Here is a 26,118-nt window from a genome sequence, read left to right on the forward strand (position 1 = left end):
TTTAGTTGTCCTTATCTTCCAAAGTCAGAGCCCGCGGCCGTTCAATCCAGCCGCCGGTGCCATCCGGCACAATTTCCAGTACATCGAGTTGTGCCGGCGAGGCGTTGACCACACGCCCGTGGTTTTTACCCATGTAATTGCCGATGGTGATGCGATGAATCCCCCCATCACCGTCATTCACCAGCGCCCAAAGCTGTCCGCCACGGGACAAGGTACCGACCATGGACAGCGCATCGAACGGATACCGTTCAAGCAGCTCTTTCTGGCGATCCTGGTCCGGGGCCACATCCAGCTTGCGTCCCACCAGGCGCTGATCAGCCTCCAGTACGGGGCGCACAAACGGGCTGCGCAAGGCCGCCGCGCTGTACACGTAAGGGCTGTAGGGCGTAAAGGTGGGGATCGGGTCAATCTGGCCCTTGGGCTTGTGCTTTACCGCGGCCATTTTCTGGCGCAGGTCGCCGTGGCTACCATCCAGGCTACAGCCTCCTAGCGCCAGCAGTGCAACACTCAGAGCGAAGTATTTTTTCATCCTTCTTCTCCCTGATCCTTATAGCGATAGGTCTTGGCGTTCACCACCATATTCAGTAGGTGGGAGCCATCCTTGCTGGTCTCGATCGTAAAATCGTGCAAGGTGACAATACGCGGCATACCCGCGATGCCGCTAATAAACGCACCAAACTCGTGGTAACCACCCTGGACTTCAATGCGGATCGGCAGTTCGACGTAGAACTCACCCACCTGCTCGCCTTCCAGCGCCACCTTTTGAATGGTGAGACCGCTGCCGCGGCCGAATTCGTCGATATCTTCCAGCAGGCCGGGGACCTCGGTGTCTTTCGGCAGCTGCTTCAGCAGCGCACCAAAGGTCTGCTCCATCTCTGCCAACTGCTCGCGGTACGCGTCCAGGTTGGCAGCCTCAAAGGACTTGCGCTCAAACTGGGTAAACAGCTCGCGCTCTTTGTTGGCCGCAAACTCCAGCTGACTGTAGCGATCCTTGATCATGAAGAAGTAACCACCGCCAACCAGCACGGCAGCGATCACTACCAGCAGTGCGATGCGACCCGCCAGGGGCCACACACCGACACGGGAAAAGTCGATGTCATTGATATCCAGCTCTTGGAGCTGTTTGAGAGTATCTTCAAGCGCCACGGTTACGCTCCACTGTTGGCGCCGTCAGCGCTCTGATCATCTTCTTCTTTTTTGCGACCACTGACACTGACCGTCATTTCAAAGGCACTCGCTTGCTCACCAAACTCTGGCTTGGCGGTTACGCCGGTCAGGTTCGGGGACTCGTACCATTCGGACTGGTCCAGGCTGCGCATAAACGAAGACACTCGATTATTGGATTCAGCCACCCCGGAGATCGTTACCGTTCTGCCGGAGCGCTTGAGGTTCGTCAGCCACAGCCCTTCGGGCGCTGCGCGCACCATATCGTCGAAATAGCGCACCGCCAGTGGGCGGTTACCTTGCAATTCCTGAATGACGCGCATGCGGTCAATCAGTTCCTGACGCCGCTTCTTGAGATCCTTGATCTCACGCACCTGCTTATTGAGCGCGGTAATCTCGGTATTCAGCAGCTGGTTGCGCTCGTTCTGGTTCGCAATTTGCGAATCGACGGTCTTCATCCACATGAACACGGAAAAGCCAGCGGCAATCACCACCAGCACCGCAACCTGCTGAAACTCTTTCTGCTTCTGCGCCCGGTACTCCTGGCGCCAGGGTAATAAGTTAATCTTTGCCATGACTCAGAACTCCCGCTCGCGCATCGCGAGGCCGGCGGCAATCATCAGCGAGGGAGCCTCGCTGGCGAGCGCCTGGCGATTGACGCGGGATGCAACACTCATATCCCGGAAAGGATTGGCCACCATGGTGGGCTTATTCAGTTTCTGACCGACCAGCTCCGCAAGACCATCCATTGCGGCAACGCCGCCACCGAGGAGGATGTAGTCCACGTCGCTGTAGGAGGTAGAGGAATAGAAGAACTGCAGTGAACGGGTCACCTGCTGCACCACGGCATCGCGGAACGGCTCCAGCACTTCCGGGTAGTAGTCATCCGGCAGACCGCTGCCACCCTGGCGCTTGGCCAGCGTGGCCTCTTCCGAGGACAATCCGTAGCGGCGCTGGATTTCGTCGGTCAACTGACGACCGCCGAACAGCTGCTCGCGGGTATAGACCGTGCGGCCGTCGACCATGACGGACAGGGCGCTCATGGTGGCGCCGATATCGATCACCGCAACCACCAGCTGCTCCTGGGCGGGGAACTGATTGTCCATCAGGGTGTAGGCGCGTTCGATGGCGTAGGCCTCCACATCCACCACACCCGGCTGCAGGTCCGCCTCGCCCAGCGCTGAAACGCGCTGCTCGACGTTCTCGCTGCGGCAGGCCGCCAGTAGCACCTCGACCTGCCCTTCACCCTTCTCCGATGGCCCCTGCACTTCAAAGTCCAGGTTCACCTCGTCGAGGGGGTAGGGAATGTACTGGTCTGCTTCCAGCGCAATCTGGGCTTCCAGCGCGTCGTCGGAAAGGTCGGCGGGCATATCCAGGGTCTTGGTGATGACCGCAGAACCGGACACAGCCACGGCCGCCTGGCGCAGGCGGGTCTTGGAGCGCCGCACCACCTTGCGGATCGCCTCCGCGATGGCCCCCACATCATTGATATTTTTATCCACTACCGCATTCGGGGGTAGAGGCTCGGTTGCATAGCTTTCCACGCGGTATTTGTCGCCACTGCGACTCAGTTCGAGCAACTTTACCGAGGTGGAGCTAATATCGAGCCCGAGCATTGCCTTCGGACCCTTGTTGAGAAAAGGGAGCATCCCCATTTTTCTTATCTTTTCCGTGGGTTATGGAGGTTTGATGGTATAGCACTTTAAATTACCGCCGCAACCGCCTTTTGCATAGGTAACAGCGCACATTCTTCGTATAATTGTCGAACAGTGCCGAAATGGAACCGCTGAACACGCCCGCGATGCCTCAGGCTTACAGAGCGGTTCACAATCAAGGCGTGGCTTCGCAGGAAGGTCTAGACCTTTCAAGAAGTCACAACGCAGAGTGTGAATCGCTCTGCAAGCCCCTCCGGGCGCGACCTGAAGGCAGCATCTGCTGCGTTGCAGCTCTTGCAAAGGGCTCGCCATTCACTGCGAGCCGCGCCTAACAGCTGCTACCTTTAGGTCACGCTGAGACATTGCGGGCTTATTCAGCGGTTCCATAATTGATCAAGACGTACACAGAAGCATTTTCATGACCGAGAAAGCCCGCAACCGCCTGATATCCCTGCTGTGGCTGATTCTGGCCGGGGCCGCCGCTGGCGCCATGGCATTTTCCAGCATTTATATCTACCTGAAGCCAGGGCTGCCCTCGGTGGAGACCTTGCGCGACATTCGCCTGCAGACCCCCCTGCGCATCTACTCCCGGGACATGAAGCTGATCGGTGAGTTCGGTGAAAAGCGCCGCAGCCCGATTACCATCGAGCAGACCCCCGACATGTTCATCAAGGCCATCCTTGCGGCGGAAGATGACGGCTTCTACTCCCACAACGGGGTATCCATCAAGGGCCTGATGCGCGCGGCGCGCCAGCTGGTGGCGAGCGGCTCCATCCAGTCCGGCGGCAGTACCGTGACCATGCAGGTGGCGCGTAACTTCTTCCTCAGCCGGGAGCAGCGCTTCATCCGCAAATTCAACGAAATCCTGCTGTCCCTGCAAATCGAGCAGGAACTCAGTAAGGACGAAATCCTCGCCCTTTACATCAACAAGATCTTTCTCGGCAATCGGGCTTACGGCTTCCAGGCCGCTGCCCACGTGTATTACGGCCAGGACATCAACGACCTGAACCTGGCCCAGTGGGCCATGATGGCGGGGCTTCCCAAAGCGCCGTCCACCTACAACCCCATCGCCAACCCCTCCCGCGCCCTGCAGCGCCGCAACTGGATCCTCAAGCGGATGCTGGACCTGGGGTATATCGACCAGAATCAGTATAAAAACTCGATTACCGCCCCGGTCACCGCCCGCTATCACGGCCGCGACCTGGACCTGAGCGCCCCTTATGTGGCTGAAATGGCCCGCAAGGAGGCCGTGGACCTGTTTGGTGATGCCGCCTATACCGATGGCTACCAGGTGATTACCACCGTCGACAGCAAGCTGCAGGACGCCGCCCGCAAGGCGCTGCAGCACGGTCTCGAAACCTATGACGGCCGCCACGGCTACCGCGGCCCCGAGCAGCGCCTCGATGCGGAGCTGCTGGCAGATAACGACCAGCTGGTCGACCTACTCAAGGAAATCCCCATCCTCGGCGGCCTGGAGCCGGCGGTGGTGACCGCGGTCGCACCCCAGAGCCTCAGCGTGCAGCTGCGCGACCGCCGCGTGGTAGAGATCCCCTGGGAGCACGGCCTTGGCGACATCCGCCCCTACATCTCCGAAAATGCCCGCGGCCCGCGACTGCAATCCGCAGACGAGCTGTTCGCCCCCGGTGACGTGGTGCGTCTGCGTCGCGTGGTGATCTCGGCGGAAGAGGTCGCCCGCGAACAGCGGGAGGCACAGGCGCAGGCGCAGGAGTCCGTGGCGGAAACCCTGGAGGAGACTGCGCTCACCGACGATCCCTTCGCCACCCCCGAAGGACTCGAGCAAGCGCGCGAAGAAGAGCTTCCGCAGCCCCGTGAAGAGTGGCACCTGACCCAGGTTCCCGCCGCGCAGGGCGCCCTGGTTTCCCTGGAGCCGGAAGACGGCGCCATCCGCGCCCTGGTGGGCGGTTACGATTTCCGCCAGAGTCACTTCAACCGGGTGACCCAGGCAGCACGCCAGCCGGGGTCCAGCTTCAAGCCGTTCATTTACTCGGCGGCGCTGGAGAAAGGCTACACTGCCGCCAGTATTATCAACGACGCCCCGATCATCTTCGAGCAGACCAACCTGGAAGACGTCTGGCGCCCTGAAAACGATGGCGGCACCTTCCTCGGCCCAACCCGCCTGCGCAAAGCGCTGTACCTGTCGCGCAACATGGTCTCCATCCGTCTGTTACAGGCGCTGGGCATTGACCGCGCGCTCACCTTTGCCGAGGGCTTCGGCTTCGAGCGCAGCAAGCTCGCGCGCAACCTCTCCATCGCCCTGGGCAGCTCGGCACTCACACCGCTGGAAATGGTGCGCGGCTATGCCGCATTCGCCAACGGTGGCTATCGTGTAGAACCCTACCTGCTCGACCAGGTGCTGGATGTGCATGGCGACACCGTGTACCAGGCATTACCGCTCACTGTGTGCCACGAGTGTCCGGCGGCCGGCGAGGAACGCATCCCCGAGGCAGAACCGATCGACCTGCTGGCGGTACAACAGGAGGAAGGCGCTGATGAGCCGCTGGAACTGCGCACGCTGCCGGTAGCACCACTGGATACGGACGAGCAGGCGCGCCCGCGGGCACCGCGTGCCATGTCACCGGAGACCGCCTACATCATGGATTCCATGCTGAAAGACGTGATCAAGCGCGGCACCGGGCGCAAGGCGCTGGCCATGAAGCGCGGCGATATCGCCGGCAAGACCGGTACCACCAACGGCCCGCGCGACGCCTGGTTCTCCGGCTACAGTCCGCATCTGGCCACCAGCACCTGGGTGGGCTTCGATGACAACACCCCCATCGGTCGCAATGAGTACGGTGGTTCCGCCGCGCTGCCAATCTGGATCGACTTTATGTCGGCCGCGCTGGACGGCCTGCCCGAGCGGCACCTGGCCCAGCCCGACGATATTGTCACCATGCGCATCAACCCGCGCACCGGCCTGCGCACGTCCCGCGGCGGTATCTTTGAAATCTTCCGAGCGGACCGGGTGCCCGGGCGGGAAACCTACGGCAACTATCCGTCGATTTATTCCGATGACGGCCGCGGCACCCCGAGCCGGGACAATGAGCAGGCCCAGGAGTCACTGCCGGAGGAGCTTTTCTAACCCCGCCCCCTATTACAGGACGGGACAGACAGACACAAAAAAGCCGCTCACTGAGCGGCTTTTTTGTGTCTGTAATCTTGCGACTGGAACGCGGGGTTAAAAACCCTTGCTCCCATCCATCACGTGAAATCAGCGGCGACTGCGGTAAGCGAGACAGGCTTCCTCTAGCTCTGCCAGATTCGGTATCACCGCTTCTTCGCCGGACAGCGCCACGTGCATCAGTTCACCCATGGCACACTCGCCTTCGCGGCCCGCCAGTTCCTCGGGTGTGACCCGCACCAGCCTGGGTGTGCCCTGCAGCACCACCGCGAAAAATGGCAGGTCGCCCTCACTGTTACCGCTGCTCAGCACCGCGATACGGCAATTACTGCGCAGGACCGGCATCGGGCTGCCCCGCATCACCTCAAAGGAGATCAGCGGCAAGCGCTGTTCCCGCCAGTGCAGCTCCCCCATATACCAGTCCGGCGCATCAAACGCGGACACCGGGCTCTGCAGGGCAATGATTTCAGACAGGGTCTCCACAGGTACCAGCAGCTGGCCATCTGCCAGAGGCAGTAACAGGCTGCTGACCTCCTGAGGCACTTCGGTGGTGGCCATGGTACCAACGCCTGTTCCACTCATGCTCTGACCTCTCCACTGCCCACCGGGGCTTCAATACATTCGTTACTCACACAGGTCCGGACCGTCACGCATCCACCTCCGCTTCGGTAAAGTCGTGGATGGCACTGAGCAGAACCTCTTCCTGATAGGGCTTACCCAGGTAGTGGTTTACACCCAGCGACAGCGCGTGGTCACGGTGTTTTTTACCGGTACGGGAGGTGATCATGATGATCGGGATATCCCGCAGGCGGCTACTGGAACGGATATTTCGTGCCACCTCAAAGCCGTCCATACGCGGCATCTCGATATCCAGCAGCATCACATCCGGAATCACATCCTGCAGCTGGATAATCGCATCCTGACCATCCTTTGCGGTGATGACCCGGAAGCCTTCCCGCTCCAGGAAGCGCGTGGTTACCTTGCGCACGGTTACCGAGTCATCCACCACCATAACCAGCTTCTGGGTGACCGGCTCCTCGCGGCCACTCACCGCAGGCAGCTTGTCTTGCAACAGCGGGGCCTCGGGGCGCGCCAGCAGGGCCGAATGCTTCCGCAGCAGCGCATGGGCATCGAGAATCACCACCACGGTACCATCACCGGTCACGGTAGCACCGGACACACCCTGCACACTGGCAAACTGGGGCCCGAGACTCTTCACCACAATTTCCCGGCTGCCCATGATGGCATCCACCTGCAGGGCCATGGCGGTGTTCTCCGAGCGCACCAGCAATACCGGCATCTGCATATCTTCCACCGCCAGGCGCGGCTGCGCACTGGATTGCAGCAGGCTGCCGAAGTAGTTCACCTGATAGGGCTCGCCGGCATACTCGAAGCGGGCTTCTGGCGTGCGGTAGTAGTGCTCAAGCTCGAACGGGCTGAGGCGCACGATACCTTCGATGGTGTTCAGCGGCAGGGCAAACAGGTCGTCACCCACACGTACCATCAGGGCGCGGTTCACCGACACGGTAAACGGCAGGCGCACCACGAATTCCGTACCCTTGCCGATCTGCGAACCGATGACGACACTGCCACCGATCTGCTTGATCTCGGCAGACACCACATCCATGCCGACGCCGCGCCCGGAAATCTGGGTCACCTTGTCGGCCGTACTGAAGCCTGCCTGCAGAATAAACTGCATGATTTCGTTGTTGGACAGCTCGGCGTCCGGACGCATCAGGCCGCTCTCGATGGCTTTCTCGCGCACCCGCATCAGGTTAATACCCGCACCATCGTCACTGATGGTGAGTACCACCTCACTGCCCTCGCGGGCCAGCGCCACAGAAATACGCCCGCGCTCGGCCTTGCCGGCCTCGCGGCGTTTTTCCGGTGACTCGATACCGTGGTCCACCGCGTTGCGCAGCATGTGCTCAAGCGGCGCCACCATACGCTCCAGCATGGAGCGGTCGAGTTCACCCTCGACGTTGGAGAACACCAGATCCACCTGCTTGCCGAGCTCTGCACTCACCTGACGCACGATACGGCGCAGGCGCGGCACCAGGCGGGAGAACGGCACCATGCGGCTGCGCATCAGGCCTTCCTGCAGCTCGGTATTGACTCGCGACTGCTGCAGCAACAGCGTCTCGGTATCCCGCGCCTTGTGGCCCAGGGTCTGCTTCAATTCCAGCAAGTCCGAGGTGGACTCGAGCAGCGAGCGCGACAGCTGCTGGATGGACGAGTAACGGTCCATTTCCAGCGGGTCGAAATCGCCATCCTGTTCCGCCAGCTGCTCCTGACGGAACAGGATTTGGGCTTCGGTCTCTTTATCCAGACGTCGCAGCTGCTCGTTCAAGCGCGACAGGGTCGAGTCCATCTCGTCCAGTGCCAGGCCAAACTCACCCACCTGCTCTTCAAGACGACCACGGGAGATGGACGTCTCACCGGCGAGGTTGACCAGTTCTTCGAGCAACTCCGAGGCAACCCGGACCATTTCCTGAGGCTGGTTGCGGGGCTGCCCGCCTTCTCGATCGCCCACATTGGTGGACTTGCGAATAAACGGCAGCACATTACTGGCGGCGGCCGGCGCCTGCGGCTGTACCGCCAGGGCTTTTCCGGCAACCTCGGTCTCGGTGGTCGGCACGGCCGGTTCGGCGGCGGGCTCTTCGCTCCCGGACTCGCTCCCGGACTCGCTCGGGGAATGGGCAGCAGACGGCAATTCCTCGCCGGACTCCATCCCGTAATCCACCGGGCTCGCATCTTCGGCCACCTGCTCGTCTGCCCAGCGGGTTTCCAGCAGCGCACAGAAGGGGCCGAGCTCTTCGCCACTCAACCAGGCACGAGTAGTTTCAACACCAGCGGCCAGACGGTCGTAGATACCGTGGGCATCGGCGAAAAATTCCGGCGACGGCGAACTGCCGCTCTGCATATTCTCAATGACGGTCTCAAACCGGTGCGCGACTTCGCCAAGGCCCATCAGGGCCGCCATCCGCGCACCGCCCTTGAAGGTGTGCAGTACCCGCTTGAGAGCCTCGGGCGCTTCCCGATCGTCCGGCGACTGCTCCCAGTTCTGGATCAGCTCTTCCAGCTCATCCACCAGATCGCCGGCTTCCTCGAGGAACACCTCGACCACATCCGGGTCAATATCGCTCAGCAGCGCGCGCTGTGCGTCGGTGATATCGCCGGCAGAGGCGGCTGCCGCAAGTTCGGGTTCGGGCTCAGGAGAGACAACGACCGGCTCGGCCATCTCCACAGGGTCCACCGTCTCGACGTGGTCCACCTGGGCGACCGCGTCATCCAGCCAGCGGGTATCGGCGAGGTCATCCGCATCGGCCTCAACGATCGACTCGACGTCGGCCGCCGGCTCGAGGCTCACCTCGTCCGCAGGGGTTTCTGCGGCGATGTCTTCGCCAGACAGCTCGGACTCCAGCCACTCGACCGTGAGCTCGGGCTCAGCGTTTTCCGCTTCAGTCAGGGTGATGCTCGGCGCATCCTCCACATCATCCGCAGCGGCCGTTTCCGCCAGCACCAGGTCGTCAAAACTGAAGCTGTGAGCGTCGTCTTCACTTTCTACCGTGGATGCTGCGCTGTCTGTCGCTGCGGGTTCAGCCACCGACAAATCTTCGACAAAACTGTAATCGCTGCTGTCGATGCCGTATTCGGACAGGTCGATGTCTTCTTCATCGGCACCGTCGTCGCCCTGCGCCAGGTAGCGCAGCGCTTCACCCACCGCCTCGCTCACCGGCGGCAGGTCGGTGGAAGCGGCGACCGCGTCCACCAGGTCCAGCAATTCGTTGTGTCCCTGTTCCAGGGCAGCCCACAGTGCCGGCTCCTCCTCCAGGTGACCGTCGATCACCTGGCGGTAGACCGCCAGCAACAGCTGCGCCAGTTCCTGCAAGGTGGGCAGCTGCGCCTGGCCGGCAGCCTGTTGCAGGGTATCCAGCTCCTCGGCGACCGGCAGCAGGATCGACTTGTCGCCCGGGTGTGCGCGCCACTGATTGAGCATTTCGTCCGCGTCCAGCAGCACCTTCATGCCGTCGGCCATGATGACCGCCAGCAACTGTGGGTCGACTGCTTTTGGCTCGTTGGCTTCGCGCTCGCGGATCAGGTGACCTACGGCACGCTCCTGCAACTCGGCGACACGGGCCAGGAACTGCTCGCTGCGCTCAACATGCAGCGGCTCGGCGTTATAGATCTGGTTAATCACCGCCTGCACATAGCGGCGTGCATCGCTGATCAGTTCGAAAATGTCGCTGTCGATAGCCACCTGATAGGTGCGCAGCTCCTTGGCGAAGCGCTCCAGCGGCGCCATCAACTCGGCGACCTGGGTGACTTCCGCCATGTGCGCGGAACCTTTCAGGGTATGCAGGGCCCGGTGCAGCGGATCGGAGGGAATGCCGTATAGCGGCGCGGCGCGTTCCATTTCGTTGAGGAAGTCCGTCACCGTGGCGAGATGAGTCTCCGCCTCCTGGGCAAAGATTTCCCACAGCTGGGCGTTGTCGTCCGCTTCGCTGGTGTCCTCGAACTGGGGCTCGACGGGCGCACTCTGTGCCGGCGCATCGGCGCTGGCGGATGCCAGTAATTCTTCCGGCACTTCGCCGCGGGAGAGCTGCTTGGCCCAGCCTTCAAGCTGTGCCGTGCGCGCGGGATCCGGGTCCCCGGTGCGGGTGCGGAAGCCGTCCACCATGGATGGCAGCTTGGCCACCACCTGCTCGATCAGAAGTACGTGGCCGCGACCGGGTTTGACGGTCTCGTCGATCACCCGGTTCAGCATATTCTCCACGGCCCAGGCGAGCTCACCCACTTCCAGCGCTTCCACCATGCGGCCGGAGCCTTTCAGGGTGTGGAAGCCGCGCCGGAATTCCACCAGCGCATCCTGGTTATCAAAGTTTGCCGCCCACTGCGGGAAGTATTCGCCGATGGTCTCCAGCACTTCGCCCGCTTCTTCCAGGAAAATCTCGACGATTTCATCGTCAATGATGCTGGTATCGTCGTCCTCTTCCAGCACCGGTGCGGGCTCAGCGGCACTTGCCACGGCATGATCCGGTTCGGTGGACTCCGCCGCGTCATTGTCACTCGCGAACCAGCTCTCTTCGAGCAGCGACGGCGCGTCGTCCGCCGCTGCCGTTGCGTTGTCCTGCGCGTCGCTGCCCATCAGGGATTCGGACAGGCTGGCCAGCGGATCCTCGCTGACCGGGGCCTCCGGAGTCACAGCTTCGCTCTGCGCCGGTGCATCGACCTCATCCAGATCCAGGCTGAATTCGAAACTGTCGAGGGCAGCTTGCTCATCGGCTTCGTCGGCAGCCGGTGCCTGCGGCTCGACGGGCGCTTCGGCAAATGGCTGCGGTGCCTCTTCAATCGCGGCACCTTCGCTGTCGGACACCGCATAGCCCAGGGTGGCTACGCTGTCTTCCGCCAGCGCCAGTAGCATATCGGCATCTTCGATGCCGTCGGCACGGCGCTCCAGGTAATACTCGACGCTGGTCACCGCATCGGCGAGGGTGTCCAGCAACTTCCAGTCCGGCTGATCGCCGGCATTGATCAGACGCTCCGAGATATAACTTTTACACGCACCAACAATCTCCGCGGCGCGCTGGTAACCCACCATGTCGAGCCCGCCGCAGACTTCCTGCAGGCGCTTCGGCACTTGGGCGAGATGTCCGGCATCCCAATGGCTGGCGATGTATTCGACCACCGCCTCCTTGACGGTTTCCAGGCCAATGCGCGCTTCCCGCAGCACCTGCCCGGTAGCTTCGCCCATCAACGGTGATTCACTGTCAATGTGCTTGTCGCGTTCGGCGGCAGCCGCCAGTCCGGAGTCCAGCTGCACCAGCTCGGAGGCAGCCTGCATCAGCAGATCGTCGGGGGCCTGGCTGCGGGATGCGTCACGCAGGTATTCGTAAATGCTGCGTGCACGGATGCGCTGGTTTTCCAGACCCAGCACACCGAGGGTGTCGGCGATACGCTTGGCGACCACAGCGGTGTCGGCCAGTGGCGGGCGCTCGCCGTTGGTAATACTGGGGTCCAGTGCCTCACGTACACCCGCCAGCTCTTCGCGCAGCGCGGTGACGGCGGTACCCATGGCCTCCGGCCCCATGGCCAGAGCGTCTTCGGTATCCGGGCGCGGGGTGCCGGGAACGGCCCGATCGAGGGCATATTTCTGGTACAGGGCCTGGCTGCGCGGCCCGTTCGGACCACACAGGTAAACGTAAAACAGCAGGTTGCGGATAAGGTCGTGATCCGGGCGCAGGTCGAGCACGCGTGCGCCCTGGCCTTGCAACAGGCGGAATTCCACATCGATGCGGCGCAGCAGCTGGCGCAGTGCGGGCAATACGTTGACGCGGTGATCGGCGATACCTTCGAGCAGGCCCTGCAATACGTCCCACAGATGCTGACGCTGGCTGCCGCTGTAGAGCAGCGACATTTTCTCGCTGACCTTGTTCAGGTAGGCCAGGCTTTCGCCGCTGTTTACATCGCGGATCAGGGAAGCGGCGGCAACGTGGTACATCTTGCGCAGCTTGACCACCAGCTCCTGCAACTTGTCGTTGTTGGAAAGCAGGGGCTGACGCTTGCCAGAGGCGTGCTCCAGTGCGCTGAGGTCCGGCGCGAACAGTGCGCCCTCGGTAATCAGGCGCTCACGACGGACCGCACGAAGATCGTTCAGGAGGGGTAGCAACAGTACCGGGTTATCACGGCGTTGGAAGGCAATTTTTTCCAGATACAGCGGCAGTTCCAGCAGCGCGCGCATGAGGAACTCGCGCGTCTCATCGCTGTTCTCCACCTCGCCGCTGGCCAGCGCCTGCACCAGCTGCTCCATTTCTTCGGCCAGCATGGCGGCACCGGTCAGCTCTGCCATGTGCAGGCTGCCGTGTACCTGGTGAATCAGTTCAAGACAGTTTTTCAGCAGGCTGGAAGAGTCACCAGCCGACTCCGCGGCGGAGGAATCCGAGGCAAAGGTTTCCAGGTGCTGGCGCGCCTGGGCCAGCGTCTCGTTGATTTCGCCTATCAGCCAATCCAGGGCTACAAAATTGGGATTGTCGCGACTCACGCCAAGTCCTCGGTAATTCAGGTTGCTCGCTGACAGGCGGCGTTCAACCGCGACGCCACCCATCTGCTGCTTTACACCGCGGGGCCGCGAGCCCCAGCGGTGTCCGCTTTGTTGTCGTTATCAGTAGGTGCGGATCAGGCCATGGCCCGCTCGTCGCGCTCGCGTTCGGAGAGCGCTGCGAGGCCGTCTTGCTCGGCGGCAACGCCGTCAGCGGTATCGTCTTCCAGCATCGGGAACTCTTCGGAAAGCTCGGCCAGATCGCCATCGTACAGATCGCTCTCGCCATCCACATCGTCATTGCTGGGCAGTTTGAAGCCGGCAACGGAATCGCGCAGTGCGGAGGCGGTCTGTGCAAGGTTACCAATGGACTGTGCCGTCGCCTGGGTACCGGCAGAGGTCTGCGAGGTAATTTCCTGAATCACGTTCATCGTGTTGGAGATGTGACCCGCGGACGAGGCCTGCTGGCGTGCCGCGTTGGAGATGTTCTGGATCAAGGATGCGAGGTTGGTGGATACCGTTTCGATCTCCTCCAGGGCAACACCCGCGTCCTGGGCCAGGCGGGCACCGCGCACCACCTCGGTGGTGGTGGATTCCATCGAAACAACCGCTTCGTTGGTGTCCGACTGAATCGCTTTTACCAGGCCTTCAATCTGCTTGGTTGCTGCCGCGGAACGTTCTGCGAGGCGCTGAACCTCGTCCGCAACCACCGCGAAGCCTCGACCGGCGTCACCGGCCATAGAGGCCTGGATCGCCGCGTTCAATGCCAGAATGTTGGTCTGGTCGGCAATGTCGTTAATCAGGCTAACGATGTCACCAATCTCCTGGGAAGATTCACCCAGTCGCTTGATTCGCTTGGAAGTGTCCTGAATCTGCTCGCGGATCGTGTCCATGCCCTTAATGGTGTTCTGTACCACCTTGGCACCGTTACTTGCGATCTGTACCGAGCGTTCTGCTACCTGGGCAGATTCGGCGGCGTTGGCAGATACCTGGTCAATGGTCACGGCCATTTCGTTTACGGCCGCGGAAGCCCCGGCAATTTCCTGGGCCTGGTGCTCAGAGGCCTCGGCCAGGTGCAGGGCGGTCTGCTGGGTTTCCTGAGACAGGGAGGATACTTCCTGTGCAGCGCCGTTGATTCGGGATACCAGTACACGCAGCTGGTCGATGGTGTAGTTGATAGAGTCGGCAATCGCACCGGTAAAGGCCTCGGTTACCGTTGCCGAGGTGGTCAAGTCACCATCGGCGAGGTCCGCCAGCTCGTCCAGCAGCTGCATAATCGCCTGCTGGTTACGCTCGTTGGTTTCGGTCTCTTCCTTCAGGGTTCGACGGGTACCGGAGAACGCGGTAACCATCATGCCGAAGATCAACAGTACGAACACACCGGCGATGATGGCGATGGTCTGGTTGTTCGGCTGGCGCTCACTGGAGAGGCTCACGATGCGGTCATTCAGGGTAGACAGCGCTTCCAGCAGCAGCGGGGAGGAGGTGGCAATACCGTCGGCGGCCTGACGCGTGGCAAACAGGGCCGGAGTGGCTTCGAAGATCTCACGTACGGAGGAGCTCACGAACTCGAACAGCTCGGTAATCTCTTCCAGCGACTCGCGGGCCTCGGTATCGGTCACGCGGGAGATACCCATCACCACGTCACCGCCTTTCATGCCCTCAACCACTTTACCGAACAGGCTGGCATCGGTATTGAACTGGTCCGCCGCGGACTCCGCGTCGTCACCACCCTGCAGCATCTTATCGATGTTTCGCCCGATACGCTCGGCGCGCCATACCTGCAACTGGGCCTGCTCAACCTGGTTGGCCGGCGCGTTGTTGGCCAGCAGAATTTCCACGATGTTGTTGTGCTCTGCCTGCAGCTCCGGAAGGGAGTCGTTCAGGGTACTGGCCACATCGTTCAGGAAGATGATCGAGTCCTTGTTACCGATAATGGTGTCCGCCTGCTCGCGCAGCTGACGCCACACCTGGCCGTAATTGGCCAGCTCCTCTTCCAGCGCGCGGCGGCTGCCCGGTTCCATGCCCTGCAGTGTGCTCCAGGTCGCCGCCATCTGGTTGACGGTGTTTTCAAGGTCGGCAAATGCCTGCTCGTCACCGGCGGTCGCCGCTGGTGCGTAGGACACCAGCTGATAAGAAAGGGCGCGTAACTCGGCCACGTCTTCAAGGTATTCCTGGTCCCGGTCAGCGTGGCTCTGCACCAAATAGATGCTGACGATCAGCCCCGCCAGTGTGGCGAGTACCAGTAAACCCATAAACAGCGCGGCAGGGTTACTGCGCAACGCGGAAAATGAACTCTGGGAGCCTGTTTTCATAATTTACTCCTGGCGGACCTGTGTGTGCCTCAGGCCAATTCTTGTTATTACCACTAGTTTGAAGCCCCGTGGCTTCACATCTCTTGCTACCCGACAAACGCGGGCACCCCCTGTGCAACCGGGCAATGCCGGTTGCGATTTGCTTCAGCGGCGGAAAACCGCTGTTGCAAAGGGTTTAACGCACAGACGGCGCTCCACCTCAGTTGCCACTCCATATTTGCAGTGGCGTGCCCGATTCAACGGACACCAGAAAGCAGAAAGCCGCGACTCAATGAGCCGCGGCATCTGCAAATTGAAAGTCACTTAATAGCGCCTGCAGATCAAAAACCAGCCAGCGACCCTGCTGCAACTGGAACTGACCGCTGACCATGGGCGCAAACGGCTCGGTCAGATCGGACGGCGGCATCTTTCCGTATTCGAGCGCCAAGTGCTGCATCCCGTGCAGCTCGTCGACGATCAAGCCGGCGTAGACCTTATCCCGCTCCAACACCAGCACGCGACGGCGCTGGCGAGGGCTGCTCAGGTGGCCGCCAAAGAAAACGGCCATATCGAACAGCGGCAACAGTCGGCCGCGCACATTGGCCACACCGCGCACCCAGGGCTGAACCCCCGGTATGAAGGTGTATTGCGGAACTTCCAACAGTTCCACCACATCCTCCATGGCGGCGACGAAGCGGTGCCCGAGCAGGGAAAAACCGATGCCCGTCCAGTAAGGCTTGACCTCCTGACGGGCAGGCAGCCCCTGCGCCTGCGCCTTTGCGCGATTGGCGATATCAACCAGCGCGAGATAAGGGGTTAGAGATGAATGCACGAGGACTCAACGTCGGCCTCAGGCCAACACCTCCTCAATGGTAACCAGCAGTTTGCCTTCATCAACCGGCTTGGTCAGGTAAGCGCGCGCACCCTGGCGCATGCCCCAGACGCGGTCGGTATCCTGATCCTTGGTGGTCACAATCACTACCGGAATACCACTGGTCTGGTCATTCTTGCTCAGCTGGCGGGTAGCCTGGAAGCCATTCAGGCCCGGCATGACGATATCCATCAGGATCACATCGGGACGCTCTTCGCGCGCCACATCAACGCCGTTTTCACCATTGGTGGCGGTCAATACGGCATGGCCATTCTTTTCCAGAATGGTGGTCAGTTTGTGAGTTTCGGTTGGCGAATCATCGACGATAAGCACTCTGGCCATCTTTCTCCCCCGAGATAGTGTTTCCGCGCTGGCATCGGATCCCCGCCAGGCGAATTGTTGTTGCTAGCGACCGCATTGCACATCAGCGCGTGCGGCCAAACGCTTTGTTATTAAATTTGCTGACTATTGCGCACCCCGGCATTACCACGAAGGCAGACCGAGAGGGCGCCATGCAAGACGCCCAAGTCTACGCGATTTTTGCCAAAGGTTTCACGCTTTCAGCGAGAACCCCACCTCAAGCGGCGTGATGCGGCTTGGCGTGGGCAGAAATCGCACCCAATAGCTCACTTTTGCTGAATGGCTTGGTGAGATACTGGTCACAGCCCACAACGCGGCCCTTGGCCTTGTCGAACAGGCCATCTTTACTGGACAACATGACCACCGGCGTACTGCGGAACTCGCTGTTGTTCTTGATCAATGCACAGGTCTGATAGCCGTCGAGACGCGGCATCATGATGTCGACAAAAATGATATCCGGACGCGAGTCAGCAATTTTCGCCAGTGCGTCGAAGCCATCGGTGGCGGTAACAACCGCACAACCCGCTTTCTGCAGCAGCGTTTCCGCGGTGCGACGAATGGTTTTACTGTCGTCAATCACCATCACGGTGAGACTTTCCCAGTTGAGCTCCATAGTGTGTTCCCAAATCCCCTTTACTTATTTTCGAGCGCCGTTGGATATTGTTGTGTAACCGCGGCGGCGCCCTTATGTGCAACCTCATTACGGGGTCCGATCGTCGCAAACTGTTGACGCGCGGCCAGCAGACGCAGATCAGGGGCAAACTTGTATCACAGATACCAGAGTGAATCTAGCGACGGCCGAACCGGCAACCGAGGGATGATCAAATTGTGAGCAAGGCCGCACTTCTGGCGCACACTGCGCCCGACATGCCGGCTTGCACAAGGCGCCGGCTACTCTTACCTTAGCCGGGCTGAAAGGTCGCACCCCGGGCACTGATTGCACGCCCCGGACCAGCCGCCACCCTGCCCCACTTTCACTACAATGGATACCGGTATGAGCCACACGCTCGGCGTGGTCATGGACCCCATCGCCAACATCAACTACAAGAAAGACACCACCCTGGCGCTACTGCTCGCCGCACAGCGTGCCGGCTTTGAATTGCGCTATTTCCTGCAGTCGGACCTGTACCTCGACGGCAGTACCCCCATGGGCAATGGCTCGCACCTGGAAGTGTTTGAGGATCCGGACAACTGGTTCTCCCTTGGCGAGCGCAAGCCCATGCACCTGGGTGAGCTGGATGTCCTCTTGATGCGCGTGGACCCGCCGTTCGACAACGAATACGTCTACTCCACTTACATACTGGAGGCCGCCGAGCGCGCCGGCACGCTGGTGGCCAACAAGCCCCAGTCCCTGCGCGACTGCAACGAAAAGATTTTCGCCACCCATTTCGCCGACTGCTGCCCACCACTGATCGTCAGCCGCGATATGGCCCAGCTGCGCGCCTTCCACGGGCACCACAAGGACGTCATTTTCAAACCCCTCGACGGCATGGGCGGCACTGGCATCTTCCACGTCAAACCCGACGGGGCCAACATGGGGGCCATTCTGGAGACCCTTACCGACAATGGTCAGCGCCAGATCATGGGCCAGCGCTACCTCCCGGAAATCAAGGACGGCGACAAGCGCATCCTGATGGTGGATGGCGAACCGGTGCCCTATTGCCTCGCGCGTATCCCCGAGGCCGGGGAAACCCGCGGCAATCTCGCCGCTGGCGGACGCGGCGAGGCGCGCCCGCTGTCTGAGCGGGACCTGTGGATAGCTCGGCAGGTCGGCCCCACCCTCAAGGAAAAAGGCTTGCTGTTTGTTGGCCTGGACGTGATCGGTGATTACCTGACCGAGGTCAACGTCACCAGCCCCACCTGCGTGCGCGAAATTGACACCGCGTTCGGCACCGACATCGGTGGGTTATTGATGCGCGCGATCACAGACCGGCTGGCGCAAAAAGGGTAAACTGTCCGACTCCTGCCGGAGCCCGATGCACGCGGACTGATCCGCGGCTGGCGGCACCGGCGGTTTCACGGCAGAAGTAACGGCAAGAAGTAAAGCAATAACCACAATGACCGCAGCAGCCAGCCAACCCCAAGCAGAGGCCACCAGACCGGCCCAACACCCGCGCCCGGCGGCCACCGCGCCTGCGAGCCAGGGCGACCGCTTTACCTTTGCGCTGTTTCTGGCCTGCGCCCTGCACGCCCTGCTGATTTTCGGCGTCGCGTTTACCGCCCCCGAAGCCAGAGAGACCCCGCCCACCCTGGAAGTCACCCTGGCCCAACACCGGTCACTGGACGCCCCGGAAGATGCCGATTACCTGGCCCAGCACAACCAGCAGGCCAGTGGTACCGCGGAAACCCCGCGCGAGCTCTCCACCGACCGGCGCGCAGAAATGGCCGACACCAGCATTCGCCAGGTCAGCCCACTTCCGCAGCAACAGGCAGCACGCCCGGCCGACCAGTTGCGGCAACTGATCACCACCATCGGCGACAGCCCCCAGCGGGCCCCGGAATTGCCCGCTGAAGACAAGCGTTCGGAAGAAAAACGGGGCGACGCGCCCTCAGACCTGCCGCCCACCAATCCGGAAATCGCCAGCCTGCAAGCGCGCCTGGACAAGATCCGCCAGACCATTGCGCAACGTCCGCGGGTGCGCCGCCTGACCTCTGTAGCCACAAAAGCTGCCTCGGATGCGGCCTACCTGCACGATTGGCGGCAGAAAGTGGAGGCCATCGGCAACGACAACTTCCCCGAGGAAGCGCTGGCCCGCCAGATTACCGGCGACCTGCGCATGATGGTGCGCCTGCTGCCCACCGGAGCGGTGGAAGATGTGGTGATCCTGGAATCCTCCGGCGAGCGCATTCTCGACGATGCCGCCCAGCAGATCGTGCGCCTGGCGGCACCCTTTGCGCCCTTCCCCCCGGAAATCCGCCAGCAGGCCGACCGGCTCGAAATCATCCGCACCTGGCGGTTCGAAATGACCGGCTTCTCTACCGCTGCCGGAAAGTCACCCAGCCGCGGCTGACCGCGCAGCCGCGTCAAAAACGCTAAACTTAACGCTTCCACGCAGCCGCGCGGGAACCCCACAGCCCTGTTAAACGAAAGCGCCCCATGCAGCCATCCAGTATCGACAGCGACCTTACCCACAGCAGCCTGCGCGGCCAGTTCCTGATCGCCATGCCCGGCATGCAGGATCCGCGCTTTCACCAGGCGGTGACCTTTGTCTGCGAGCACGGCCCGGAAGGCACCATGGGCATCGTTATCAATGAGCCGAGCAAGGTGACCTGGAAAGAAGTATTTGCGCAGTTGTCGCTGGACGACACCAGCCTGCGCAGTGATGAGCCGGTGCTGATCGGCGGTCCGGTGGCTCAAGAGCAGGGGTTCGTGCTGCACGGTCGCGGCATGCAGTTCGCGTCCACCGCCGACGTCTCCGATGACATCAGCCTCACCGCATCCAAGGACATCATCGAGTCTCTCGCCTGTGGCCGCGGCCCCGACGACGTGCTGCTGGCCCTCGGCTACGCCGGGTGGGGACCGGGCCAGCTGGAACAGGAAATTGCCGAGAACGCCTGGCTGACCCTGCCCGCGGAGCCGGAAATCCTCTTTGCCACCCCCTGGGACAAGCGCTGGCAGACTGCCGCCGCCCGCCATGGCATCGATCTTTCCGGTATGGGCAGCCAGTCCGGCCACGCATAAGGAGTGAGCATGAATAAACCGCGCACCGCCCTGGCCTTCGACTTTGGCACCCGCTCCATCGGCCTCGCCTACGGCCAGAGCCTGACCGGCAGTGCCCGCGAACTGGACCCGCTGCCGGCCAAAGACGGCAAGCCCAACTGGGATCAGGTGCAGCGCATTGTCAAAGAGTGGCAACCGCAGGTACTGCTGGTGGGCCTGCCACTCAACATGGACGGCACAGAAAGCGAATTCGGCGCCCGCGCCCGCAAATTCGGCCAGCGCCTGCACGGCCGCCTGGGCCTGCCGGTGGAGTACGCCGATGAGCGCCTCAGCACCCGTGCCGCCAAAGACGAAGCCCGCGAGCGCGGCCATCGCGGCAACTTTGCCAACCAGCCGATAGACTCCATCGCCGCGCGGATTTTTCTCGAGGACTGGCTGCGCCAGCAGGGTGCCGGCTAGTCCATTCACGCCATCAAACTGTTAGACTTGCGCGCTCATTTCCAACCGACCTGATTGCCGCGCATGTCCGACTCCCCATCTTCCGCCATCACCACCATCCGCATTGCCACCCGTGAAAGCGCCCTTGCCCTGTGGCAGGCGAATTACGTCAAGCAACAGCTGGAGCTGCACCACCCGGACCTGACCGTGGAACTGTTGCCGCTGACCAGTCGTGGCGACCAGCTGCTGGACATCCCCCTGAGCAAGGTGGGCGGCAAAGGCCTGTTCGTGAAAGAGCTGGAGAAAGCCATGCTGGAGGGCCGTGCCGATATCGCCGTGCACTCCATGAAAGACGTACCGATGGAATTCCCGGAGGGGCTGCATTTGCCCGTGATCTGCGAGCGCGAGGACCCGCGCGACGCCTTTGTGAGCAATCACTACGCGGCTCTCGAAGCACTGCCCAAAGGTGCCGTGGTCGGCACCTCCAGCCTGCGCCGCCAGTGTCAGGTACTGGCACTGCGCCCGGATCTGGAAGTGAAATTCCTTCGCGGCAATGTCAACACCCGCCTCGCCAAGCTCGATGCCGGCGACTACGACGCCATTATCCTGGCCGCCGCCGGCCTGCTGCGCCTGGAAATGCGCGAGCGCATCGCTGCCTTTATCGAGCCCGAAGTACTGCTGCCCGCCGGCGGCCAGGGTGCCGTGGGCATCGAGTCCCGCCGCGACCCGGCACTGGAAGCACTACTGGCGCCACTGCACCATGCAGACACCAGCCACCACCTGACCGCCGAGCGCGCCATGGTGCGCCGCCTCAACGGCAGCTGCCAGGTACCCATCGGCTGCTACGCCATTTTCGACAGCAGCGATCACAGCACCCTGCATGTGCGCGGTCTTGTTGGCAGCCCCGACGGCGCCACCATGCTCAGCGATGAAGTGCGCGGCAGCACCGCGGACGCCGAAGCCCTCGGCATCCGTCTCGCCGAGCAGCTGCTGGACGCCGGCGCCGACAAAATCCTCGCCGCGATTCAACCCTGAACCGAGCCGGATCAAACCACATACCCCATGCCCAGCGCCCATTCCGCACTCGCCGGCAAACGCATACTGATCACCCGCCCCGCCCACCAAACAGGGGGCTGGCGGGACCGACTGCAGTCCGAGGGGGCGCTGACCGACTGCATCCCCCTGCTGGAAATCGCGCCGATCGAACAGGGCGCTGACGCCCAGCGGATTAAAAGCCTGATTCTGGATTTCGACCAGTTCGAACATGCGATTTTCGTGTCCCAGAATGCCGTGCAACACGCCTTCGACTGGCTCGACAACTACTGGCCGCAACTGCCCATCGGGCCGCGCTATTACGCCATTGGCGCCGCCACCGCGCGCGCCATTCGCACGCGCGGAGCCAACCCGGAAACCGGCAATACCGAAAGTGGGCTGGCGAGCACCATGGATTCGGAAGCCCTGCTCGCACTACCCCAGCTGCAACAGCTGCAGGGCCAGCGGGTCATCATTTTTCGCGGGCAGGGCGGTCGCCCCCTCATCGGCAGCACGCTGGAAAAGCGCGGTGCACGACTGGATTACTGCGAGCTGTACCGGCGTACCCTGCCGGCCAGCGCCACCGAAGAAATGCGCGCCTACCGCGCGTTGCCAGATGCCATAACCGTGCACAGCGGCGAAACCCTGGAAAACCTGCACCGGGTCATCGACGCCACCGCACGCACCGACCTGCGCCAGGCACTACTGGTCTGCCCGAGCGCGCGCGTTGCACAACAGGCAAGCGCACTCGGCTTTACCCGCGCCTGCGCCGCCGCCAATGCCGGCGATGACGCCATGCTGGCAGCACTGAAAGAGGCTGTGGCCGCCGGCAATTCCTGATTACACGCCAGAGTCGGTAAAAAATTTCATTTCCGCGCCAGAGTCCGTATAAAGAACCGCATCAGTCGCTATAATTTGGCGACAAAATTTCTGTGGTGATCCTTGCGTATCAACCGGTGTCACCGCATCGCGTACTGCAGAACCGGTTCTGCAGCCGCCAAAGACGCAGGTGCCACGGGCACCCCGGCATCCATTCTGAGCAAGCGAGTCCATGAGCGATAAAAAAGCCCCGCCGCCCACCACTCCGGACAACAGTGGCGACAAAAAGGCCAGCGACAAAGGTACGGCCAAAGACGTACCGGTGGTGACCCGCAAAGCCGAACCCCAGAGCAATTTTGCCAAAGCCGCCGGAACTGGCGGCAAAAGTGGTAGCAAGCCCGGGGGCAAGCCCGCTTCCGGTTCCGCCAAAAAGTCACCTCGCCCCAGCAAAAAGAAGCGCGGCTGGGGCTGGTTCTGGCTGTTGCTACTGGTTCTGATCGCCATCGCCGTGGCCGCTTGGTACCTGGTGCCCGGCTTACGGGAGCAAGTGGGGCAGCATCTGCAAACGCTGCCGGTGGTCGGCAAACACTTCTCCACGAGCGCGGGCAATGCAGCCCAGGCAACGCGATCCACAACGACACAGGACGCCGCTCAGAACACCTCCTCCAACCTGGAAAGCAGCACGGACACGTCCAGCGCGCGCGAATCTCTGCCGGACACGGGTACCGCCCGCACCGATACAGGGAACACACAGAGTGCCGCGCAAGCGCCGGTGCCGGAGCAGCCCATGCTGCAACCGGGCGAAGCGCCACTGACACCGCCGTCCAGCACGTCACCGGTCCCGCCGCAGGACCACAGCGCACAACTGATCGGTGAACTGCGCCAGCAGTTGTCCCAACAGAATCAGCAACTATCGCAGCAGAGCCAGACCATCCAGCAGCTACAGCAGCAACTGGCTGGGCTCCAGCGCAATGTCACCGCGCAGGGCGCCCGTCTCAGCCAGCTCGGTAACGCCAGCCGCGAGGACTGGAAGCTCGCCGAAGCGGACTACCTGCTGCGCCTCGCCAACCAGCGTCTGATGCTCGAACAGGACAGCCGCGCCGCGCTGGGCCTGCTGAAAGAAGTCGACACCATTATCCGCCAGGTCGACCTGCCGGACCTTTACGGCGTACGCCAGCAACTGGCCCGCGACATCACCGCGCTCAAGCTGGTGGAAAACGTAGACCGCGAAGGCCTCTACCTGCGCCTGCGTGCGCTGGAAGAACAGATGGTGAAACTCAACATCCAGCCCCAGTTCGACCTCGCCAAACGGGATGCGGCAGCGGCCCAAGCGCAAGCCGACAACACCGGTGTGGGGGAAGAGCATTTTCGCTCCAGCTGGGATAACTTCGTTAACTTTCTCAAGGGCTCGGTACGAATTCGCGACGGTGAAGTAGACCCGGTTCTGCTCTCCCCGCAGAGTGAAACCCGCTTCCGCCAGAGTCTGCGGCTGAATATGGAGCAGGCGGAACTCGCCGTGCTGCGCGCAGACGACACCGTTTACAAAGATTCGCTCAGCCACGCGCGACAGCTTTTGCTCGACTACGGCGTGGAAAATCCGCAACGGGAAGTGATTCTGCGAGAGCTGCAAGAGCTGAGTGCAGAAAAAATTAAAACCGAGCTACCCAACCTCAGCGCCTCGCAAAGCGCGTTACGCAATTACATCGAGCGCATGCACAAGGTTTCATCCGGCCAAGCGGACGACGGCAACAACGGAGGCGACTCCCAGTGAAACGCTTCCTGTTCTTTACCCTGGTGCTGCTTCTGGGTGGCGCCCTGCTCGCAGAAGCCATGCGTTCCTACCCGGGTTACCTGTTACTCACGGTGGGCGGCGACGCCGGCAAACGGATTGAAATGAACCTGTGGGTGGCGATTGGCGGCCTGGCTCTGGGCATGCTCGCCCTGTTTCTCGCCATCTGGCTACTGCGCAGTCTCGCCCGCGCCATTGAAGGCAGTGTCAGCCGCATCCGCTTTGGGCGCAGCCGCATGGCACGCCGCCGGCTGACCAATGGGCTTGTCGAGTATATGGAAGGCAACTGGGCGCGCGCCCGCCGCCTGCTGCTAAAAAGTGCCGCGCGCTCGGATGCCCCCATCATCAACTATCTGGCCGCCGCGCGCAGCGCTTTTGAGCTCGGTTACCGGGACGAAGCCAACGAGCTGCTGGCCAAGGCCGAAGCCACCGGCGACGATACCCAACTGGCCGTAGCCATCAGCCAGGCCCGCATGCAGCTGCTCGACAAACACTACGAGCAGTGCATCGCCAGCCTGCAGCGGGCCATGCACGAAGAGCCCAACCACCCGGCCCTGCTGCAGCTACTGCGTCAGGCTTACTACCACATCGGTGAATGGCACGGCCTCCGCGAACTGCTGCCGCGACTGGAAAAACACGGCACCATGCCGGAATCCCAGCTTCAGCAATTAGAGCTCGAGGTGTACCAGAACCTGCTGCGCGAAGCGGCCAATCGTAAAGATCGCGAGAAACTCAAGGGCGTATGGCAGAGCCTTAATGGCCGCTGGCAGCGCAACATCGAGCTGCGCAACCTTTACGGAGAAACCCTGCACAAGGTGGGGGACGATGTGGAGGCCGAAAAACAACTGCGCTGGATTCTGAACCGGGAATGGCGGGGAGACACCGTGCGCCTGTACGGTCACCTGACCGGGGCAGACGCGAACCAGCAACTCTCGGTCGCCGATGGTTGGCAAAAGGAGTACGGCGACAACGCCGACCTGCTGACCTGTCTGGGCCGACTGTGTCTGCGCAATGAAATCTGGGGCAAGGCGCGGCAATATTTCGAGAAGAGCCTGCTACTGCGCGCCGATCCCGTTACCTCTGCGGAGCTGGCGCGCTTGCTCTTCGCCCTCGGCGAAAAGGAGCAGGCCGCGCGCCTCTACGAGCAGGGCCTGCTGCTAGCCGTTTCCGACCTACCAAAGCTTCCACTGCCGGATCAGCAAACGGGCATGCTCAGCACCAAAGCGTCCTGAGTAACCCGCCAAGCAACACCACCTCGTCCCGGCGAAGAATGCGATTGGCCCCAATCATCGCAACACGCCGGGCTTCCTTAACCGCGCCCCCCCGGACCGAAGAAGAACCAGGCAATAAAGCCAATGACCGGGAACAGCAGCACAACCAGTACCCACACCAGTTTCTTCAGGCCACTTGCGGAACTTTGCAAGATCTTGATGATGGCATAGATATCTGCAATCAGAACCAGTAAGCCCAGTACACCTTCCATAACACTCTCCTCTTGTATGCCCACAATCGGGAGCTGAGAGTATAGAACGGGCTGAGCGCTAATTACCTTATTGCTACAGAAAACACCGCGTCCTATTCAGAAAATGGGCGCGGCATTTGCCTTGGAACAAGGCGCGCCAATTACTTAAGTTTCAAAATCCCCACCAGCAGACAGATCGCGCCGCCGACCATGCCTACCCATGCTTCAATGGGTGTATCGCCACTAAACGCACGCACTACCTGCGAGCTTGCCGAATCATAGACGTCATAACCCCAGAGCCCCAAAGCCACCCCAATAACGATCAGAACGATACCAACAATTTTCTTATTCATCTGTTAATCCTGCTTCTTCGCTGCATGGCAGCCGCACAATAG

21 protein-coding genes are annotated in these 26,118 nt (G+C 61.6%); 9 read left to right on the forward strand and 12 right to left on the reverse strand.

What is annotated here, in order from left to right; all coding sequences use genetic code 11:
• Window position 1 precedes the first annotated feature (1 nt).
• The 4 genes from AU182_RS00740 to AU182_RS00755 are packed head-to-tail and all read right to left on the reverse strand — an operon-like array spanning window position 2 to window position 2,819.
• A complete protein-coding gene (locus AU182_RS00740) occupies window positions 2-529 on the reverse strand; it encodes a pilus assembly protein PilP (RefSeq protein WP_066959415.1) in 528 nt (175 codons plus the stop codon).
• Entirely contained in the window at window positions 526-1,146 is a 621-nt protein-coding gene (locus tag AU182_RS00745) for a type 4a pilus biogenesis protein PilO (protein WP_066959418.1), read from the reverse strand. The genes AU182_RS00740 and AU182_RS00745 overlap by 4 nt, the downstream gene beginning before the upstream one ends.
• Before the next feature lie 2 nt (window positions 1,147-1,148).
• Window positions 1,149-1,739 carry a PilN domain-containing protein gene (locus tag AU182_RS00750; RefSeq protein ID WP_066959419.1) on the reverse strand — a complete coding sequence of 197 codons (591 nt, stop codon included), beginning with the start codon at window positions 1,737-1,739 and terminating at the stop codon, window positions 1,149-1,151.
• A 3-nt stretch (window positions 1,740-1,742) separates the two neighbouring features.
• The gene (locus AU182_RS00755; RefSeq protein WP_066959421.1) at window positions 1,743-2,819 is read right to left on the reverse strand and encodes a pilus assembly protein PilM; all 1,077 of its coding nucleotides are present in this window, start codon (window positions 2,817-2,819) and stop codon (window positions 1,743-1,745) included.
• A gap of 418 nt (window positions 2,820-3,237) precedes the next feature.
• Here AU182_RS00755 and AU182_RS00760 point away from each other — a divergent pair, with 418 nt between their 5' ends.
• Complete coding sequence (locus AU182_RS00760) at window positions 3,238-5,919, forward strand: penicillin-binding protein 1A (RefSeq protein WP_066959423.1); 2,682 nt, start codon at window positions 3,238-3,240, stop codon at window positions 5,917-5,919.
• 129 nt (window positions 5,920-6,048) lie between these two features.
• On the opposite strand, the gene AU182_RS00765 is transcribed toward AU182_RS00760, so the two are convergent.
• From AU182_RS00765 to pilG, 6 genes are all read right to left on the reverse strand, one after another.
• The gene (locus AU182_RS00765; RefSeq protein ID WP_066959425.1) at window positions 6,049-6,540 is read right to left on the reverse strand and encodes a chemotaxis protein CheW; all 492 of its coding nucleotides are present in this window, start codon (window positions 6,538-6,540) and stop codon (window positions 6,049-6,051) included.
• A gap of 64 nt (window positions 6,541-6,604) precedes the next feature.
• On the reverse strand, window positions 6,605-13,000 hold the full coding sequence (locus AU182_RS00770) for an Hpt domain-containing protein (protein ID WP_066961875.1): 6,396 nt from the start codon (window positions 12,998-13,000) through the stop codon (window positions 6,605-6,607).
• 134 nt (window positions 13,001-13,134) lie between these two features.
• Window positions 13,135-15,312: a methyl-accepting chemotaxis protein gene (locus AU182_RS00775; protein ID WP_066959427.1), complete on the reverse strand. Its 2,178-nt coding sequence runs from the start codon at window positions 15,310-15,312 to the stop codon at window positions 13,135-13,137.
• A 268-nt stretch (window positions 15,313-15,580) separates the two neighbouring features.
• Entirely contained in the window at window positions 15,581-16,123 is a 543-nt protein-coding gene (locus AU182_RS00780) for a chemotaxis protein CheW (protein ID WP_066959429.1), read from the reverse strand.
• Window positions 16,124-16,141: 18 nt separating this feature from the next.
• Entirely contained in the window at window positions 16,142-16,504 is a 363-nt protein-coding gene (gene pilH / locus AU182_RS00785; protein ID WP_066959431.1) for a twitching motility response regulator PilH, read from the reverse strand.
• Between the two features lie 235 nt (window positions 16,505-16,739).
• A complete protein-coding gene (pilG, locus tag AU182_RS00790) occupies window positions 16,740-17,135 on the reverse strand; it encodes a twitching motility response regulator PilG (protein WP_010132439.1) in 396 nt (131 codons plus the stop codon).
• Between the two features lie 381 nt (window positions 17,136-17,516).
• Between pilG and gshB the strand changes: the two genes are divergently transcribed.
• From gshB to AU182_RS00830, 8 genes are all read left to right on the forward strand, one after another.
• Complete coding sequence (gshB, locus tag AU182_RS00795) at window positions 17,517-18,473, forward strand: glutathione synthase (protein ID WP_066961878.1); 957 nt, start codon at window positions 17,517-17,519, stop codon at window positions 18,471-18,473.
• 106 nt (window positions 18,474-18,579) lie between these two features.
• A complete protein-coding gene (locus AU182_RS00800; protein ID WP_082859120.1) occupies window positions 18,580-19,533 on the forward strand; it encodes an energy transducer TonB in 954 nt (317 codons plus the stop codon).
• Window positions 19,534-19,619: 86 nt separating this feature from the next.
• The gene (locus AU182_RS00805; RefSeq protein ID WP_066959433.1) at window positions 19,620-20,204 is read left to right on the forward strand and encodes a YqgE/AlgH family protein; all 585 of its coding nucleotides are present in this window, start codon (window positions 19,620-19,622) and stop codon (window positions 20,202-20,204) included.
• A 9-nt stretch (window positions 20,205-20,213) separates the two neighbouring features.
• Entirely contained in the window at window positions 20,214-20,642 is a 429-nt protein-coding gene (ruvX, locus tag AU182_RS00810; RefSeq protein ID WP_066959435.1) for a Holliday junction resolvase RuvX, read from the forward strand.
• 63 nt (window positions 20,643-20,705) lie between these two features.
• On the forward strand, window positions 20,706-21,656 hold the full coding sequence (gene hemC / locus AU182_RS00815; protein WP_066959437.1) for a hydroxymethylbilane synthase: 951 nt from the start codon (window positions 20,706-20,708) through the stop codon (window positions 21,654-21,656).
• A gap of 27 nt (window positions 21,657-21,683) precedes the next feature.
• Window positions 21,684-22,493, forward strand: coding sequence for a uroporphyrinogen-III synthase (locus AU182_RS00820; protein ID WP_066959439.1), 810 nt, complete (start codon window positions 21,684-21,686; stop codon window positions 22,491-22,493).
• A 211-nt stretch (window positions 22,494-22,704) separates the two neighbouring features.
• On the forward strand, window positions 22,705-24,243 hold the full coding sequence (locus AU182_RS00825) for a uroporphyrinogen-III C-methyltransferase (RefSeq protein ID WP_066959441.1): 1,539 nt from the start codon (window positions 22,705-22,707) through the stop codon (window positions 24,241-24,243).
• Window positions 24,240-25,493 carry a heme biosynthesis HemY N-terminal domain-containing protein gene (locus AU182_RS00830; protein ID WP_066959443.1) on the forward strand — a complete coding sequence of 418 codons (1,254 nt, stop codon included), beginning with the start codon at window positions 24,240-24,242 and terminating at the stop codon, window positions 25,491-25,493. Before AU182_RS00825 ends, AU182_RS00830 begins: the two co-directional genes overlap by 4 nt.
• A gap of 77 nt (window positions 25,494-25,570) precedes the next feature.
• Here the strand turns inward: AU182_RS00830 and AU182_RS16150 are convergent, their stop codons facing one another.
• Both AU182_RS16150 and AU182_RS00835 read right to left on the reverse strand, forming a co-directional pair.
• Complete coding sequence (locus AU182_RS16150) at window positions 25,571-25,744, reverse strand: PLDc N-terminal domain-containing protein (protein WP_082859121.1); 174 nt, start codon at window positions 25,742-25,744, stop codon at window positions 25,571-25,573.
• Window positions 25,745-25,884: 140 nt separating this feature from the next.
• Window positions 25,885-26,076: a DUF3185 family protein gene (locus AU182_RS00835; RefSeq protein ID WP_066959445.1), complete on the reverse strand. Its 192-nt coding sequence runs from the start codon at window positions 26,074-26,076 to the stop codon at window positions 25,885-25,887.
• Window positions 26,077-26,118: the final 42 nt, after the last annotated feature.

It is taken from the genome of Microbulbifer sp. Q7 (assembly GCF_001639145.1).
Lineage (GTDB): Bacteria > Pseudomonadota > Gammaproteobacteria > Pseudomonadales > Cellvibrionaceae > Microbulbifer.

What these genes read in the sequence shown, in the direction of transcription:
- AU182_RS00760 (WP_066959423.1), top strand. Translation starts at nt 3,238, where the DNA reads ATGACCGAGAAAGCCCGCAACCGCCTGATATCCCTGCTGTGGCTGATT.
- pilG (WP_010132439.1), bottom strand. Translation starts at nt 17,135, where the DNA reads ATGGAGCTCAACTGGGAAAGTCTCACCGTGATGGTGATTGACGACAGT.
- pilH (WP_066959431.1), bottom strand. Translation starts at nt 16,504, where the DNA reads ATGGCCAGAGTGCTTATCGTCGATGATTCGCCAACCGAAACTCACAAA.
- AU182_RS00755 (WP_066959421.1), bottom strand. Translation starts at nt 2,819, where the DNA reads ATGGGGATGCTCCCTTTTCTCAACAAGGGTCCGAAGGCAATGCTCGGG.
- AU182_RS00820 (WP_066959439.1), top strand. Translation starts at nt 21,684, where the DNA reads ATGCCCAGCGCCCATTCCGCACTCGCCGGCAAACGCATACTGATCACC.
- AU182_RS00805 (WP_066959433.1), top strand. Translation starts at nt 19,620, where the DNA reads ATGCAGCCATCCAGTATCGACAGCGACCTTACCCACAGCAGCCTGCGC.
- AU182_RS00740 (WP_066959415.1), bottom strand. Translation starts at nt 529, where the DNA reads ATGAAAAAATACTTCGCTCTGAGTGTTGCACTGCTGGCGCTAGGAGGC.
- gshB (WP_066961878.1), top strand. Translation starts at nt 17,517, where the DNA reads ATGAGCCACACGCTCGGCGTGGTCATGGACCCCATCGCCAACATCAAC.
- hemC (WP_066959437.1), top strand. Translation starts at nt 20,706, where the DNA reads ATGTCCGACTCCCCATCTTCCGCCATCACCACCATCCGCATTGCCACC.
- ruvX (WP_066959435.1), top strand. Translation starts at nt 20,214, where the DNA reads ATGAATAAACCGCGCACCGCCCTGGCCTTCGACTTTGGCACCCGCTCC.
- AU182_RS16150 (WP_082859121.1), bottom strand. Translation starts at nt 25,744, where the DNA reads ATGGAAGGTGTACTGGGCTTACTGGTTCTGATTGCAGATATCTATGCC.
- AU182_RS00825 (WP_066959441.1), top strand. Translation starts at nt 22,705, where the DNA reads ATGAGCGATAAAAAAGCCCCGCCGCCCACCACTCCGGACAACAGTGGC.
- AU182_RS00765 (WP_066959425.1), bottom strand. Translation starts at nt 6,540, where the DNA reads ATGAGTGGAACAGGCGTTGGTACCATGGCCACCACCGAAGTGCCTCAG.
- AU182_RS00835 (WP_066959445.1), bottom strand. Translation starts at nt 26,076, where the DNA reads ATGAATAAGAAAATTGTTGGTATCGTTCTGATCGTTATTGGGGTGGCT.
- AU182_RS00775 (WP_066959427.1), bottom strand. Translation starts at nt 15,312, where the DNA reads ATGAAAACAGGCTCCCAGAGTTCATTTTCCGCGTTGCGCAGTAACCCT.
- AU182_RS00800 (WP_082859120.1), top strand. Translation starts at nt 18,580, where the DNA reads ATGACCGCAGCAGCCAGCCAACCCCAAGCAGAGGCCACCAGACCGGCC.
- AU182_RS00750 (WP_066959419.1), bottom strand. Translation starts at nt 1,739, where the DNA reads ATGGCAAAGATTAACTTATTACCCTGGCGCCAGGAGTACCGGGCGCAG.